The 13604-nt window shown below is 42.5% G+C and carries 17 protein-coding genes; 11 read left to right on the top strand and 6 right to left on the bottom strand.

Translation table 11 applies throughout. The features are described 5' to 3' along the window. Positions 1-115 precede the first annotated feature (115 nt). The 3 genes from ACQEXT_RS13515 to ACQEXT_RS13525 form a co-directional block, all read right to left on the bottom strand. Positions 116-577: a copper resistance protein NlpE gene (locus tag ACQEXT_RS13515; RefSeq protein WP_426952491.1), complete on the bottom strand. Its 462-nt coding sequence runs from the start codon at positions 575-577 to the stop codon at positions 116-118. Between the two features lie 137 nt (positions 578-714). Next, entirely contained in the window at positions 715-1614 is a 900-nt protein-coding gene (locus tag ACQEXT_RS13520; protein WP_426952493.1) for a DMT family transporter, read from the bottom strand. Positions 1615-1668: 54 nt separating this feature from the next. After that, positions 1669-1908, bottom strand: a complete 240-nt coding sequence (locus ACQEXT_RS13525) for a cupin domain-containing protein (RefSeq protein WP_426952495.1) — start codon at positions 1906-1908, stop codon at positions 1669-1671. Between the two features lie 32 nt (positions 1909-1940). On the opposite strand from ACQEXT_RS13525, the gene ACQEXT_RS13530 reads away from it, so the two are divergent. From ACQEXT_RS13530 to ACQEXT_RS13540, 3 genes are all read left to right on the top strand, one after another. After that, a complete protein-coding gene (locus ACQEXT_RS13530; RefSeq protein ID WP_426952497.1) occupies positions 1941-2555 on the top strand; it encodes a LysE family translocator in 615 nt (204 codons plus the stop codon). A 104-nt stretch (positions 2556-2659) separates the two neighbouring features. Next, positions 2660-3730 carry a threonine aldolase family protein gene (locus ACQEXT_RS13535; protein WP_331418652.1) on the top strand — a complete coding sequence of 357 codons (1071 nt, stop codon included), beginning with the start codon at positions 2660-2662 and terminating at the stop codon, positions 3728-3730. 58 nt (positions 3731-3788) lie between these two features. Beyond that, positions 3789-4328: an isochorismatase family protein gene (locus ACQEXT_RS13540; protein ID WP_138972734.1), complete on the top strand. Its 540-nt coding sequence runs from the start codon at positions 3789-3791 to the stop codon at positions 4326-4328. A 17-nt stretch (positions 4329-4345) separates the two neighbouring features. Here the strand turns inward: ACQEXT_RS13540 and ACQEXT_RS13545 are convergent, their stop codons facing one another. Then, on the bottom strand, positions 4346-5287 hold the full coding sequence (locus ACQEXT_RS13545) for a LysR substrate-binding domain-containing protein (protein ID WP_331428442.1): 942 nt from the start codon (positions 5285-5287) through the stop codon (positions 4346-4348). A 91-nt stretch (positions 5288-5378) separates the two neighbouring features. On the opposite strand from ACQEXT_RS13545, the gene ACQEXT_RS13550 reads away from it, so the two are divergent. Then, complete coding sequence (locus ACQEXT_RS13550) at positions 5379-6305, top strand: DMT family transporter (protein ID WP_426952500.1); 927 nt, start codon at positions 5379-5381, stop codon at positions 6303-6305. A gap of 47 nt (positions 6306-6352) precedes the next feature. On the opposite strand, the gene ACQEXT_RS13555 is transcribed toward ACQEXT_RS13550, so the two are convergent. After that, positions 6353-7240, bottom strand: a complete 888-nt coding sequence (locus tag ACQEXT_RS13555) for a LysR family transcriptional regulator (RefSeq protein ID WP_426952502.1) — start codon at positions 7238-7240, stop codon at positions 6353-6355. A 108-nt stretch (positions 7241-7348) separates the two neighbouring features. On the opposite strand from ACQEXT_RS13555, the gene ACQEXT_RS13560 reads away from it, so the two are divergent. The 7 genes from ACQEXT_RS13560 to ACQEXT_RS13590 all read left to right on the top strand — a co-directional run bounded on the left by ACQEXT_RS13560 (position 7349) and on the right by ACQEXT_RS13590 (position 11896). Further along, complete coding sequence (locus ACQEXT_RS13560) at positions 7349-8215, top strand: MBL fold metallo-hydrolase (protein WP_426952504.1); 867 nt, start codon at positions 7349-7351, stop codon at positions 8213-8215. Then, on the top strand, positions 8209-8385 hold the full coding sequence (locus ACQEXT_RS13565) for a hypothetical protein (protein WP_426952506.1): 177 nt from the start codon (positions 8209-8211) through the stop codon (positions 8383-8385). The genes ACQEXT_RS13560 and ACQEXT_RS13565 overlap by 7 nt, the downstream gene beginning before the upstream one ends. Positions 8386-8601: 216 nt before the next feature. Beyond that, complete coding sequence (locus tag ACQEXT_RS13570) at positions 8602-8862, top strand: DUF5062 family protein (protein WP_138972736.1); 261 nt, start codon at positions 8602-8604, stop codon at positions 8860-8862. 312 nt (positions 8863-9174) lie between these two features. Further along, positions 9175-10473, top strand: coding sequence for a pesticin C-terminus-like muramidase (locus tag ACQEXT_RS13575; RefSeq protein ID WP_426952508.1), 1299 nt, complete (start codon positions 9175-9177; stop codon positions 10471-10473). After that, complete coding sequence (locus ACQEXT_RS13580; protein ID WP_426952510.1) at positions 10461-10814, top strand: hypothetical protein; 354 nt, start codon at positions 10461-10463, stop codon at positions 10812-10814. The genes ACQEXT_RS13575 and ACQEXT_RS13580 overlap by 13 nt, the downstream gene beginning before the upstream one ends. A gap of 209 nt (positions 10815-11023) precedes the next feature. Continuing rightward, positions 11024-11413 (top strand): hypothetical protein, encoded by a 390-nt coding sequence (locus tag ACQEXT_RS13585; protein ID WP_426952512.1) that lies wholly within the window; start codon positions 11024-11026, stop codon positions 11411-11413. Positions 11414-11467: 54 nt separating this feature from the next. After that, positions 11468-11896 carry a hypothetical protein gene (locus tag ACQEXT_RS13590; protein WP_426952513.1) on the top strand — a complete coding sequence of 143 codons (429 nt, stop codon included), beginning with the start codon at positions 11468-11470 and terminating at the stop codon, positions 11894-11896. Between the two features lie 169 nt (positions 11897-12065). On the opposite strand, the gene ACQEXT_RS13595 is transcribed toward ACQEXT_RS13590, so the two are convergent. Next, complete coding sequence (locus ACQEXT_RS13595) at positions 12066-12827, bottom strand: hypothetical protein (protein ID WP_426952515.1); 762 nt, start codon at positions 12825-12827, stop codon at positions 12066-12068. Between the last annotated feature and the right edge of the window lie 777 nt (positions 12828-13604).

A 13604-nucleotide genomic window follows, 5' to 3' on the forward strand; every position in this document is an offset into this window, starting at 1 on the left:
CGAGAGCAATAAAACCAAAGGCAAAGAAATACCCCAATAAAAAGAAAGCCAGTCAGCTTAACTGACTGGCATTAGCCTTTCGGGCTCCTTTTTTGATTTGAGTGCGAGGCTATCGCTACTGTTTGCGTAACTGATAACTCTCAGCCAGCTCACCTTTAACACGTTCGCCATTCATATCGAGCTTGAACAAGACATTCTCACCAACGAAGTATTGATTTGCGCCACTTTCACTTTCTAGGGTCACGGTATTGCCTTTGTCATTCCAGTGGAATTGACCTTGCGACTCGATATATCCATCTTCTTTACCTAGATAGGTCTGCGTTGCAGTGTAACTTCCATCATGATTCAAAGTAATATGAGTCTCGATGCCACTACAGTCAGCACAAGGTAAAATACCGACATAAGTTCCGTTCCAGTCTAATGCGTTGTTTGCTGTGTGCGCGCTATCTGCTGGCGCATCTAGGATGATTTCTGCTTGAGCTTGAGCAACAGGTTGAGCCGCCTGTGTTGGTTGTTCGTCTTGGCAACCAGCCAGCACAAATAGGGTACCAGTTAATAGAAATAGAGCCTTTTTCATATTCAGTTCCTTTACCTACGGGGGAGTGTGTCTATCATATCTCTCCACCGATCCTACTCGTCAATAGCAGGTGAGATTTCCGTTAAGGTTATTTGGCGTTCTGGTCAGTTTCTTGTCCGAGTGACGTGGGTATTGCATCAGCGTCGTCTCAGTGGCGTTAGCAAATGTTTTCCCAGCACATTTATCAGCGCCCCCGTGACAATCAAGCCGCCGCCCAAAAATGTCCAGACAGATGGGACTTCATTGAATAACCATACCCCAAGTAGAACCGAGAACACGATCTGAACATAAGAATAGGCAGAAGCTTTTCCCGCAGCTTGGGTTTGCATCGCTTTGGTTAGCCCATATTGACCGATCTGGGTGAAAATACCGACGAGAACTAAGACAAGCAGCAGTGGCAGGCTTGGCCAGATAAACTCGTGCCACATCAAAACCAGCGATGTAGGCAGCGCCATCAAGGGAAAGTAAAAGATAATGACTGAGCTATCTTCAGTTTGGCTCAGTTTGCGAACAATCACGTAGGCGATAGAACTGCCCATGGCTCCAAGTAAAGCGGTGGTGACACTAAAGATAGGCAGTTGGTAATCTATGCTGCTGCTAAGGCTTGGCTGAACCATTGCCCAGAGACCCGCCAGACAGAAAGCGATACAGATCATGGTTGATTTCTGAATCGACTCTTTTAGAAACATGAGGCCTAGTAAAGCGGTAAATACGGGATGAACGTATTGAAGAATGGTCGCTTCTGCCAAAGGCAATGTGGTCACTGAGTAGTAGACACACATTAACGAAATGGTGCCCACAAAGCCTCTGAGTAGCAGCAAAGGCTTATTGTTGCCCCATACAGAAAGATGTTTTCGTTTGATATCCGCATAACTGATGATCAAAGACACCAGTGCACGCGCCGCGACGATTTCAAACAGTGGGATACCATGATTGCTAACATACTTCACGCAGGCTGACATTAATGCAAAGCCAAGCGCTGAAAGAAGCATAAAGCGAACCCCAACAGGGATCTGAGTAAAATAGCGGTTTGGCATAATAGTCATCGCATTAAATTGATTAGGGTCGAAGCCCTTTGCTTAGAGAAATCGTTAACGGTGTTCCGAAATCAACATCGCTTTGGTGTTGGGTTCAAGTGCCTCAAACATATGTGGACGGTCTCCCGGGTAGGTGATGTAGTCACCCTCACTAAGTTTATGAAGGTCATTAGCGGTACCGAGCCTAGCTCGTCCTCGGATGATCACGACATGTTCAATAGTACCTGAGTTATGGGGCTCAGAGAAAAAAAGTTCGTTCAATATATTGGAATTATTGTTAGCTTTAGGGAACATTTCTCTTAATGCAGAAAAAGGAAAACAGGAATATGGAATATCTGCTCTCTGTCGCTCTGTTTGCGGTGTCATCTTCGGTTACTCCGGGCCCAAACAACATTATGGTGATGACATCTGGTGTTAACTTTGGCGCGCGCAAAAGCTTGCCACTGTTGAGTGGGATATGTGTTGGCTTTACCATCATGTTACTTCTGGTGGGCGTTGGTTTTGGTCAGGTGTTTCACTTTTTTCCACAACTCGAACTGATAATTAAAGTGTTCGGTAGCGCATATTTGCTCTATCTGTCGTGGCAAATTGCGACAACCAAAGACATTGGCACAGGAGAGCAGCAGGGAGCGCCGTTCGGGTTTATGAAAGGGGCACTGTTTCAGTGGGTCAATGCCAAGGCATGGGTGGTGGCGATTGGGGCTATTTCTGCATTTACGGCGGTTGGCGAAGGATATTTTTCTCAAAATCTAACTATTGCCGTGACTTTTCTGGTCGTATCTTTTCCTTGTGTAGGCGTATGGCTGATGTTCGGTTCGGCGCTGCGTCATTGGTTGACCAAGCAGCACTATTTGCGTTGGTTTAACCTGACCATGGCCTTGCTGCTGGTGGTGTCAATTGTGCCAGTAATCCGAGGTGTGATTGAACAAATTATCGCGTGAGAAGCGGTTCACCCGTTGAGCATCAAGCTCCTGCTCTGGAAAGATTTACAGTTAAACTCGAACGCGTTAGATTGCCACTGGCATGACAATCTATGGAAAGAAAAATGAGCATCCATCTAAAACAGCTATGTACGACCCACTTACCTGGAAATAAAGAAGATTCGCCGGCAGTCCATTTTTCTAAAATGGCGCAGTGGTGTGAACAGCATAATGTTGCCCACGATGTTTACGGCGAAGGTGAAACTATACAGGCTTTCGAGCAAAAAGTGGCCGACCTACTGGGTTACGAAGCAGGTCTATTTGTTATCACCGGTACTATGACCCAACCGACAGTACTTGAGTTAGTGACCAGACAGAAACGCAATCCGATTGTTGCGATGCACCCTTCAAGCCATATTTATGTTCATGAAAGGCAGGGCTACCAGCTGCAAAACCGATTTAACATCTTGCCGGTAGGAAATGAGTTCAAGCCGTGGAAGCTTGAAGATCTTCAGGCTTGGCCAGATGAAATCGCTGCGGTTTTGTACGAACTGCCAATGCGTGAGATTGGCGGGCAATTACCATCATGGCAAGAGCTCGAACGTATTAAGCAACACTGCGCGGAGAACAACATCCATCTACACATGGATGGTGCACGTCTTTGGGAGACGGCCGCTTATTACCAAAAAGAGTATCATCAGATTGCTCAAGGCTTTGATACGGCGTATGTCTCTCTTTATAAGGGCATCAATGGATTAGGTGGTTCGATGCTACTAGGTTCAAAGGCGTTTATTCAACTTGCCTCGATGTGGATGAAGCGACAAGGTGGCAATGTTTACCATAGAACGCCTTATGTGGTGTCAGCCGCTATGCAATTTGATGAGAGACTGGCTCGGCTCCCTTCTCTGTTTGAGCGTACCAAACAGGTCTATGAAATCATTGCTGAGTTTCCAACTTTAGCGGTGAATCCTCCCAAGCCACAATCGAATATGTTACACCTGATTTTACCGTTTAGCTTTGAACAGGCTCAGGCGTTACAACAGGCGTTTGCAACTAATCGAGGCATTTGGTTTGGGAATCCTCAAGTGACTTCTCACCCGAATCAGTCGCTTATCGAGTGGTATGTCGGTGATAACCTTCTTGAGATCAGTGATGATGAACTGCGGGCGTTTTTCGCAGAGTTGACGGCAAATTAATCATCTTAGAGTCGGGAGTTTTCGACGCGACTAACGCACCGTTTACTTTGGAGAGAGCATGCTAGACAGAGACAATACCGGATTGATCATCGTCGATGTTCAAGGGAAGTTAGCCAGTTTGGTTGATGAATCTGAGGCGCTGGTAAAAAACTGTGTCACCTTGATTCAAGGTGCTCAAATCTTAGATTTGCCTATTGTCTGGCTTGAGCAAAATCCGACCAAACTAGGTGATACGGTAGAGGCGATAAGCCAGCATTTGCAAGGTGCGTCGCCTATAAGTAAATACACATTTGATGCTTGCTCACAGCCTCAGTTTATTCAAGCTATTCGCAGTGCCAATGTCGGCACTTGGCTAGTGTGTGGTATTGAAGCGCATATCTGTGTGTACCAAACAGTATTAAGCCTTTCCCAACGGGATTATGATGTACAGCTCGTGACAGACTGTGTTTCGTCTCGAAATCCCCAACACAAGCAATTGAGCATCAGAAAATTACAGCATAAAGGAATAGATATCACATGCGTTGAAATGTGCCTTTATGAATTAGTTAAAGATTGCCGTAGTGATGAGTTCAAACAGATTTTGCAACTGATCAAGTAACCGCAAACTGAGCGGTGTTAATCGATGTGAGGTTCTGGTATCGCTCTCTGGTGCTCGCTTCGCGACTCGTCAAACTCTTTACAAACCCATGATTTCAGCTTCAAGACATTGTCATTGCGAAGTTTTTCTGGTCGACACACAAAGAAAAACTCTTGATGAGGATTAGTGACAGGCTTGCCGATCTCCACTAAAAAGCCATGCTTGATTTCATCTCTTACAAATAGGCGGTGAGTAACGAAAACCCCCAGCTTTTGTATGGCGGCCTGAATGGCATGGACAGAGACCATGAAGTTCAAGTTGTTGTGCTGCTTAGGGGCGGGGACGTTATTTCCCTGACACCAGACACTCCAGTCATTTTTCCTTCGCAAGTTTTGTGCATAGATAGCGGGGTAGTGCTGCAACAATTCCGCTGCGCTTGGTTTGGGTTGAGATGAATCGAGCAGTTGGGGGCTACAAACCAAAAGAAGCTCATCATCGCCAAGTTTTTCACAGTAATAATCTTGCCATTCATCCGTTTTTCCATGAATGATGGCGACATCAACACCTTCTTGAGTCAGATTGAAAGGGCCAGCTAGATTAGACAGGCGAATATCGACATTGGGAGCAAAATGTTGGAAGTTATTCACTCTTGGAACCCACCAATGAATCGCCAATGAGTTGATCATATTTAAAGTGATTTGATGGGAGTGCGGTTTTTGGGTTACCGCGTCCGTTGCATCGACGATCGTCTTCAAAGCAGGGGCAATGTCATTGTAGTACTTTTGACCAATCGGATTGAGACGAACTTGCCTGCCTATACGCTGAAACAACGGCTGCCCAATAAGTGACTCTAGGCTTTTGATTGCCTGACTGATCGCAGAGTGGCTGACACTAAGTACCTCAGCAGCCTTAGTCATGCTACCGGTGTCAGCAACGGCGATAAAAGCGTAAAGAGACTTAAGAGGTGGTCGTTTGTTCATATGTAAGTTTATCTAACAGATTTGTTTAAATATATTCGTTTTTTAAGCCCTTGTCATTCCTTTACTATAGGCACGCCTATAGGGAGGAATCATGTTGTTAAATAACCTTGCTGTACCTTATATGCTCGTTTCAACCTTTAGTTTGTCGTTAACGGGTTTAGCTTTAAAAAAACTAACAGAAATATTGAGCCTTGAATGGCTGACATTTCTCAGATTTATATTGCCGACATTGCTCCTGTTTGCTTTGGTCGCTGCAACAAAAATTCGTTTGCCTCCTCCGGCTCTGTTGAAGCCGATCGTGATTAGAGGTATGTGCATTGCGGCATGCCAACTCTGTTTTATAGCATCACTCAACCGATTGACACTCGTGGAAAGCTCTGTGCTGTTTGGTACAGGGCCACTCTTTATTGCTGTGTTGGAGAAGATCTTTTTTAAGGTCAAGATTAAGACCGAAACCAAATTTAGCTTAGCGGCCACGTTTGCTGGTGTCGTGTTGCTCGCTGGTGATGTCAGCGGCATTCAATTAAGGCCTGAGTTGCTGATTGGATTAGCCTCTGGGCTATTTAGTGCAGGCTCCCAAGTCTGTCTATTTCGTGCCAGTAAAAAGGAGGTAACGCCGGCACTGCTTAACAGTTGGACATTTTTGATCGCGGCGATAAGCGTATTGCCACTGTGTGTTGTGTCGGGGCTGTCAAAGGTCGACGTTTCAATCGTATTAGAACCACAACACAACTCCCTTGTTTGGGCGTATTTATTGGTTCTCTCATTGGCTGTGGTTGCCAATCAAATCTTGCGCTCTAAAGCCTATAAGTTGGCAGATAGCAATTCACAAGTGGCACCGCTGATATTTACTAGCTTGCTATTCACCGCTCTGTGGCAGGCGATGTTTTTTGATGAAAGTTTCTCAACCTATCAGATCGCGGGCATCGCAATCATTATAGTGGCAACCATCATGAATAATTTTGCAACGTCGTTGTTCCGATACCTTGGTGTTAGTCGCGTCTTTGGCCGCAGTTGATGATGGTGCGCGCAATGGCGCTAGCCCCACCACTGCTTAACAGAGAATTACCAGCGAGGCTGAGCAAAATAGTCTGCCAGATAATCGATTAGTGCTCGAACAGCGGGTCTCATGTGCTTTCTTGAGGAGTAAAGCGCATACACCGTCATGTCGTCTGGCTTCCAGTCGGCTAACACTGGCTGAAGCAGTCCACTTTGGATGTATTGATTGACCAGATAGGTGGGCTGTATCGCTAAACCTGCGCCATTGAGAGCAGCATGAAGAAGTGTTGTTGCTTCGTTCGCAGTCAGGCGACACTCTATTTCGACTGACTGCTGAACCCCATTTCTGGTTAAATGCCAGATGTGCTGCTGGAAGTTTTTGTAGCCTAGGCACACATGACTGGATAAATCAGTTGGCTTTTTAATAGGGCGATGATTTGACAAATAGTGTGGTGACGCAACGATTCGGGATTCACATATCGCTATAGGTTTTCCTATCAGCGAGGGATCTGGTGCCGATGCAATCCGAATGGCGAGGTCGATTTGCTCGTCAGTCAGGTCAGTCACTGAGTCGTGCAAGTCGATATCAATGTTGACGTTCGGGTGAGCGGTTAAAAAGCCTTGAATGGCAGGAATCAGCTGCGAATATCCAAATGACATACTGGTTGCCAGTCTTACATTTCCGCGTAACTCGCCTTGCGTATTGGCAAGATCACTAAGATGGTCTGCCTGTCTAAGCCATTGTTTTACCTCCTGCAAACACTCTTCACCTGCTGACGTCAAGGATACTTTTCGTGTGGTGCGATGCAACAAACGCGTGTGTAACCAGTCTTCCATTGCCTCAATGTAGCGAGTGACCATAGGCCGAGACATATCCAGTCTTTCTGCGGTTGCGGTAAAGCTTCCAGTCGTGGCGACGTCAACAAAGACTTTGGCTGCGGTGAGTTTGTCCATTTATATGCTCGAAATAAGAAATAATCATGTTCAGTTTGGTGTGTTTTTCTGAACACGTCAATTGCCTAGTATCTTGTCGTTAACGAAGATATTGACAGGAGAAATGAGATGAAAAAGTTAACTCTAGCTGCGGCATCAGTACTACTCGCGACAAGTGCGCTTGCACAAGATCTTACGCCATTAACTTTTGACGTGTATAACGCCGACGAGAATAGCTTTCATGTGAACTCAACAATCGTGTTTGGTGACAGTGAAGCAATGGTCGTGGATACCGGTTTTACCAAAGCGGATGCATTGCGCATTGCGGCAAAAGTGCTTGATAGTGGAAAAGAGCTCAAAACTATCTTTATTAGTCAGGCTGATCCTGATTATTACTTTGGTGCGGAAGTCTTACATGGGCTATTTCCAGAAGCGAAAATTCTAACGACACCAGCTGTTAAAAAAGTTATCGAGACAAAGCTGGCGGGTAAACTGGCGTTTTGGGGACCGAAAATGGGTAGTAATGCTCCGGTTAAACCTTATGTACCTCAAGCCATTAGTGGCAACACCCTAATGCTAGACGGGCACGCTATTGAGATTCGCGGTACCGATGGGGATCTTGCGCATCGCCCATATTTGTGGATTCCTTCGAGCAAAGCTGTATTAGGTAACGTCTCCGTATATGGCATGGTTCACCTTTGGATGGCAGATGCACAGTCGGATGAGAGTCAGCAAGCGTGGCAGGAACAATTAACGGAGATCCAACAATTAAATCCGGCCCTCGTGATTCCTGGTCATATGAAAACGGGCACTCAGCTTGATGCCTCTACAATTGCTTACACTCAAGCGTATTTGAGCGATTTTCAGCGTGCAAAGAGCACCAGTCGTAACAGTGAGCAACTGATTGACAAAATGTCTGCAAACTATCCGGATGCGCAGCTTCCAATGGCTCTCGACATTGGAGCAAAAGTGCATATGGGTGAAATGAAATGGTAACGGAGTTTCAAAAGCCAAGGCAGGCACTTCGCAAGTCTCGAGGTCGTTTATTAACGAACTCTTCAAGCAGTGATGAGATGTTTGAGCGTATTGATACTAACCATGACGAGTTCATTGATATGAATGAGTTCCAATCACACAGAGGTTTTATGCGATCTTCAGATCAATAAGTTCCTCACTGTAAGAGAGGTAACATATGTTACCTCTCTCTGAATATCGACTGCGGTCATTCGTTTTTCACGGCTCATGAGCAGCGAGAGCATGATAATGTCGATTGATGGCGTCTTTACAATTTAAAGTCCTTTTTCAAATTGAGATCTTAGTGGCTAAGATAAATATTCAACTTGGTATACTCACACAAAGAATCGTAACGAGAGTGTGATGATATGTCTAAAACAGCAAAGCTCCAGAACGAAGATAAGCTAGTAAAGAAGGCGTTAGAAATTGGCGAGAAGATGGCCAAAATGCAAGGCTTTGACTTACCCAGTACGCCACAGCCTGTCAGGGTGAAGGCCATCTACTTGTTCTTAGTCGATGCAAAGCAAATTGCACCACTACCAGATAACAAACTGGATGGTGCTAGTATCAAACACCGATTGGCGATGTGGATTCATAAAGCACTACCTGATAATGACCCACTGAAGTAATTCCCTCAATGCAAAAGCAAAAAGGATGGACTGAGCGTTGGGTACAAATATACGAATGGCTTCTATTGGTCAGTACTAATTTCCTTTATTGTTGTAGGTAAAGTCTGAAATTTAGCCTAATTAATTATCGGGATACATACGGTAGGATATTAACGGTACTTTATCTTGATAAAAGAATATCCGCTATAAGCGGAGCGATGTGTTTTATTGAATTGACCAAGCAATAAGGCTTATAGTCGGGCTAAACAATCTGAAAAATAATTAATGGAACTGTAATTAAGTCGCTCGTTGAGGTGTAAAAGCAGTTCTGTTATGTATTTATTTTTTGGATATTGTGCTTTTGGGTTAATTGACCATTTAAGACGCTACTTACCATCAATATTATGTTTTGGTAGAGTTCCCTTAATAAAAGTAAGGGAGTTATTATCAATGTCCAGATATCACTATCCTCCAAGAGAAATCATAAGCAGTGAAGAGATGGCTCGATCTATGAGAGAAAGTCAGGTTAAGCGCACAAAAGCGGCTTTAGCTGAATATGATGAAAGGGAAAAAAGAAGACTGAAACAACAGGCTTCTTTGACTAAAGATAATCCTCCACAGGTAAGTAACGCGCCAATACTTAAATCAAGGCTGTTAAAAAATGAAGAGAATATGAATGCGCTAGGAAGTGGTTCATTTTCTTACCTGTCATTTGGAATGGAGAGCTTTGAGGTATTAAAAACTCAAGAAGCATTGAAAGAAGTGAATGTGTATCAGGGAAAGGTAAATGGACATTTTGGAAGTCAAACGGAGCAAGCGGTCAAAAAGTTTCAAAAAGAATACCATCCGACACATACCACGCATCAATATTATCAATTGGGTGAAGTAGACGGAGTCATCGGCAAGAACACCATTCTTGCTTTAGATGAAGCCGTTAATGAAAGTTGGAAATATCTTGATGATGCGATGGATGAAAAATGGCTAACTGTACCAAGAGGGCAGTTCACATTTGACTGTGAAGGCGATGATATTGAATCATCCCCCTATTTCACGAGGAAAGCTCATGTTCCTAAGAACGGTAGAGTGGTGATTGGTCAATCAGGTGTTACAATTGGGCGAGGTTTAGATTTAGGAAATCCACCTACAGGAGCGACCGGACAATCACCTGCTAAGTTGGACTTAAAAGCGCTATTTCAAGAGGCGGAATTAATCCCTGAATTATCGGATTGGTTACTCAGTGTCGAAGGGGTTAAAAGAGCAAGTGCCCTAGAGTCTCTTGATAGTTCAGGGTTGACTGATGATGAACTGACAATAACACGTAAACAACAACACTTAATGTTTAATGATGTTTATGATTATATGGAAGAAAAGACTCGCATCTTGCTGACTAAGTCAGATGTTAAAAAAGCATATGGTGATGTTGGGTGGGACGATCTTCCTTCAAAAGTTAAAGATATTCTTATTGATTTAACTTATAGAGGCGATAATCACGGTTATAGCCGGAAAATCTTTGTACCAGCTTTGGTTTTAGACAAAGACTTAAATGATTACTCAAATTTTTATAACGCTCTAGAAGAATTAGTTAATATTCCGCCAGAAAGATTGAAACTGAGGTTAAAGTGGTTAAATTAGTAATGGTTATTTGTTTATATTGCATAAGTTTTCAAATAATAGCGATGGGTGAGTCTAGTGCAAATTGGATTTTCGAAAAGCAAAATCAATGTGAAATAAAGATAAGTTCCTTAAAGAAGGATATACAAATCAATGCTGATAATCTATCTAAAGGTAACTATAACGAAGCTATCGTTTCTAGTCTGACTTCAACTAAGTATAAATATATAGAAGAGAAATGTAGGTTTGAGTATTTTGAAAGTATAGGGACTGAAGCAGAAACATTAAATATTTGCAGTTGTTTGATTGATGAATATACAAAGTTCAATGATTACTTAGTTGAAAAGATTAACTTACCTTGATTTCTCCTTTATCAGGATACACTCGATAGGATATTAAAAATGTCTGTGATGTGTTGAGGCGAAAACAGCCCTAGAACAAGGGAAGGCTTTGTTCCTGCATTGGTTGATTACAATGCCCAAAGTTTTAAAGCAGTTATTTCGAATGTAAAAGCGTGGAGGAAATTTGATGTTCCACGTAGTAGGTGTATTGCAAGAAAGGAGTATCTAGAATGAAGCTTAAACGTATTTTGATGATAGGCTTGGTATTGGTTTCAGCTTATACAAGTGCTTCCGAATATCGACTGTATGCTTCGGATTATTCAGTTAGAACGAAGAAAGAAAATTTTGCTGCCTATGTCTTGAAAGATAATCCATGTATCACTGTATATGAATTTAAAACAGGGAAATCAGTCCAATATTGTGAATTAGGAAATAAAGAGAAAAAGGCAAACTCTGTGCATGGTGATGTATCATTAACCAACTTACAGCGAGACTATCCTACTGCTTATGTCATGGATTTAAGTATGTGGAGTGGTGACGTAACATTTACAGTAGCGACTCCTTGGTCAGATCTATCATGTATCATCGATGTTCAAACTCAGGCAGTGAGTTGTGAGTAGTCAGAATTAGCTATCGTACTTAAATTAGCGAACTCGCTGTTATCCGAAACCTATGTGTCTGATTTGGTTGATTTTAATAGGATGGAAGAGATGAAAAATATTTATAAGAGCATGTTTTGTTGCTTGGTGGTTTTTTCAAATATAACTCTTGCTAGCAATAAGCTTCCTAATAGTTTGGAAATTAGAGAGTTAAAGCAAAATTATGACAATAGAACTGGTAACACTGGGGAACTTATAGCTTATATCCCAATTAAAAGGCCTTGTTTAAACGTTTTGTCTGGAGAAAAACATAAAGAATTTTGTTTTATTGATTCTACGACTGAAGATTTAAGTAAGAGTGATGGGGCTGGTTTTTTCATTACACTTACAAATCTTTCAAATGAGAGAGTTTCTTTTGAATACCATACATTGTGGTATTCAAAAAAGTGTAAGTATTACATATATAAAGAAAAGCCGACCTGTGATGAGCCTTACACTAATTAATACATTTAACTTAAATTATTTGCTGTAAGACGATTCAAACGCTTAACGCAAAAGCTCTCTTTTTAGTGATATTTAACCTAGTCGTTATTTAGCTTACACACAGTTTTACGGCTTAAAAATCATAGCTCAAGCATTTAGCTACAATGCTTGAGCAATTGTGGATAGGGTTTTATATATCTACTCTTACCGTTCTTTTCTGTTCAACATCCAGAGTTATTTGCCCATTGGATTGAGTTGGTATGGAGTCTTTAGTAGCAACAATATCCATCTCAAAAGTACAAGTGTCGTAACCTTGAGTTAGCTGAGCTTGAGTCTGACCGAATATCTCATTCAGGCTCTTATTATAAGAACCAGCGTTGAGTAGATACTCACCCGAGTTTATATCTGGCGATACAGCTCTGATATTGGTCTCAACACTATTTGTACAAGTTAGCGTTTCAACAACGTAAGAGTATGTATGGTCAGCTTCTGGTGCCCATGAGACGTCTATCACTTCCCCTGCAAAGCTTGTAGTTAATGTGAAGGGTAGCGGAAGTTCATTCACCGTTAATGAGCTTTGAACAACACCATTTCTTAATAACTTAACTATATATTCGGATGCGTTTGCTGAAACATCTGCACCATAATAGTAAACGCCTCCTTCTACCGATGTTTCAGCTAACGAGAAGTTCACGCTGTCAACTTCAGCGACTAGTTGGTCACCTCCATTAATAGCAACGTAATTAAACGAGGTATCTTGCACATACCCCTCAATCTCAGCATTGGAGGTGCTTGTTGCTGATAGTGTGAAGAACATTTGTAAATCTGACGTAGCATAATCACTGCTGTAACGAGTTACATTTGAGTCTGTGTTTAAGGAGTTTGAACTGTCACTATCTCCGCTGCCACAGCCCGCCAGAAGTGCTAAGGCTGATGCTAAATATAATTTCATACCTTTCTAACCCTTAATTTCTATTATTACATTTCTTTACTGTTTCGAGAATTCCACCGATGACGCCATATCGCCAATATTTAGTAGGTTAAAAGACCCAATTGATATTTTCATTTATAAATCTTTACTAACACAATGTTTCTATTGACCTCACGATAGTCAATCTTGTATAGCGCCAATTAACTACTCTTCTTACAAGAAGAACCTACGAAGACTGACGCGACACCACAAATTAAGGCGAGCCAAAAAAACCACCCAAGACCGACATCTCCTCCAGCTTTAAAAGCAATAAATCCAACTAAGAAACTAACCAACGAAATAGCGTAACATATTAACCTTAAAGACATTCTTTAACCTCCACCTGACAGAATTGCACCCCTGCCGCTAATCCAGCCCCTGGACCCCATATTCCTCGTCCCACACTCGAGCCATTTTGGTTTACGTCAAAAGAGTAACTCTGAAGAGGGGAATTCAAGAATACCCCCCAAACATACTAGCAAGGGGGATACTGCTTCTTGAGCGAGAATTGCAAATATTAGGATAAATGCATATACAATGAACCAAGGTTCTTTAAACGAACGAAACATATATCATTCCTCTCCGGCTAACTAACATCACTTATTTCTACGCCGAAGTGATGCAATAACTTCTCGAAGTCCACCAACAACACATCCTCCTCCCAAAAGCCATATTATAAAAAATAATACAGTGCTTGATTCCTTAGATATGACATTTGTTTTCCCTAGCCAAAACACCCCCATAATAAGCAGCCAGAAA

This window comes from Vibrio sp. TRT 29B02 (assembly GCF_050113655.1).
In the GTDB taxonomy this organism is placed as follows: Bacteria; Pseudomonadota; Gammaproteobacteria; order Enterobacterales; family Vibrionaceae; genus Vibrio.

Bases quoted from the DNA above. Each gene is read 5' to 3' on its own strand.
- ACQEXT_RS13515 (WP_426952491.1), bottom strand. From the start codon at position 577: ATGAAAAAGGCTCTATTTCTATTAACTGGTACCCTATTTGTGCTGGCT.
- ACQEXT_RS13520 (WP_426952493.1), bottom strand. From the start codon at position 1,614: ATGCCAAACCGCTATTTTACTCAGATCCCTGTTGGGGTTCGCTTTATG.
- ACQEXT_RS13525 (WP_426952495.1), bottom strand. From the start codon at position 1,908: ATGTTCCCTAAAGCTAACAATAATTCCAATATATTGAACGAACTTTTT.
- ACQEXT_RS13530 (WP_426952497.1), top strand. From the start codon at position 1,941: ATGGAATATCTGCTCTCTGTCGCTCTGTTTGCGGTGTCATCTTCGGTT.
- ACQEXT_RS13535 (WP_331418652.1), top strand. From the start codon at position 2,660: ATGAGCATCCATCTAAAACAGCTATGTACGACCCACTTACCTGGAAAT.
- ACQEXT_RS13540 (WP_138972734.1), top strand. From the start codon at position 3,789: ATGCTAGACAGAGACAATACCGGATTGATCATCGTCGATGTTCAAGGG.
- ACQEXT_RS13545 (WP_331428442.1), bottom strand. From the start codon at position 5,287: ATGAACAAACGACCACCTCTTAAGTCTCTTTACGCTTTTATCGCCGTT.
- ACQEXT_RS13550 (WP_426952500.1), top strand. From the start codon at position 5,379: ATGTTGTTAAATAACCTTGCTGTACCTTATATGCTCGTTTCAACCTTT.
- ACQEXT_RS13555 (WP_426952502.1), bottom strand. From the start codon at position 7,240: ATGGACAAACTCACCGCAGCCAAAGTCTTTGTTGACGTCGCCACGACT.
- ACQEXT_RS13560 (WP_426952504.1), top strand. From the start codon at position 7,349: ATGAAAAAGTTAACTCTAGCTGCGGCATCAGTACTACTCGCGACAAGT.
- ACQEXT_RS13565 (WP_426952506.1), top strand. From the start codon at position 8,209: ATGGTAACGGAGTTTCAAAAGCCAAGGCAGGCACTTCGCAAGTCTCGA.
- ACQEXT_RS13570 (WP_138972736.1), top strand. From the start codon at position 8,602: ATGTCTAAAACAGCAAAGCTCCAGAACGAAGATAAGCTAGTAAAGAAG.
- ACQEXT_RS13575 (WP_426952508.1), top strand. From the start codon at position 9,175: ATGTATTTATTTTTTGGATATTGTGCTTTTGGGTTAATTGACCATTTA.
- ACQEXT_RS13585 (WP_426952512.1), top strand. From the start codon at position 11,024: ATGAAGCTTAAACGTATTTTGATGATAGGCTTGGTATTGGTTTCAGCT.
- ACQEXT_RS13595 (WP_426952515.1), bottom strand. From the start codon at position 12,827: ATGAAATTATATTTAGCATCAGCCTTAGCACTTCTGGCGGGCTGTGGC.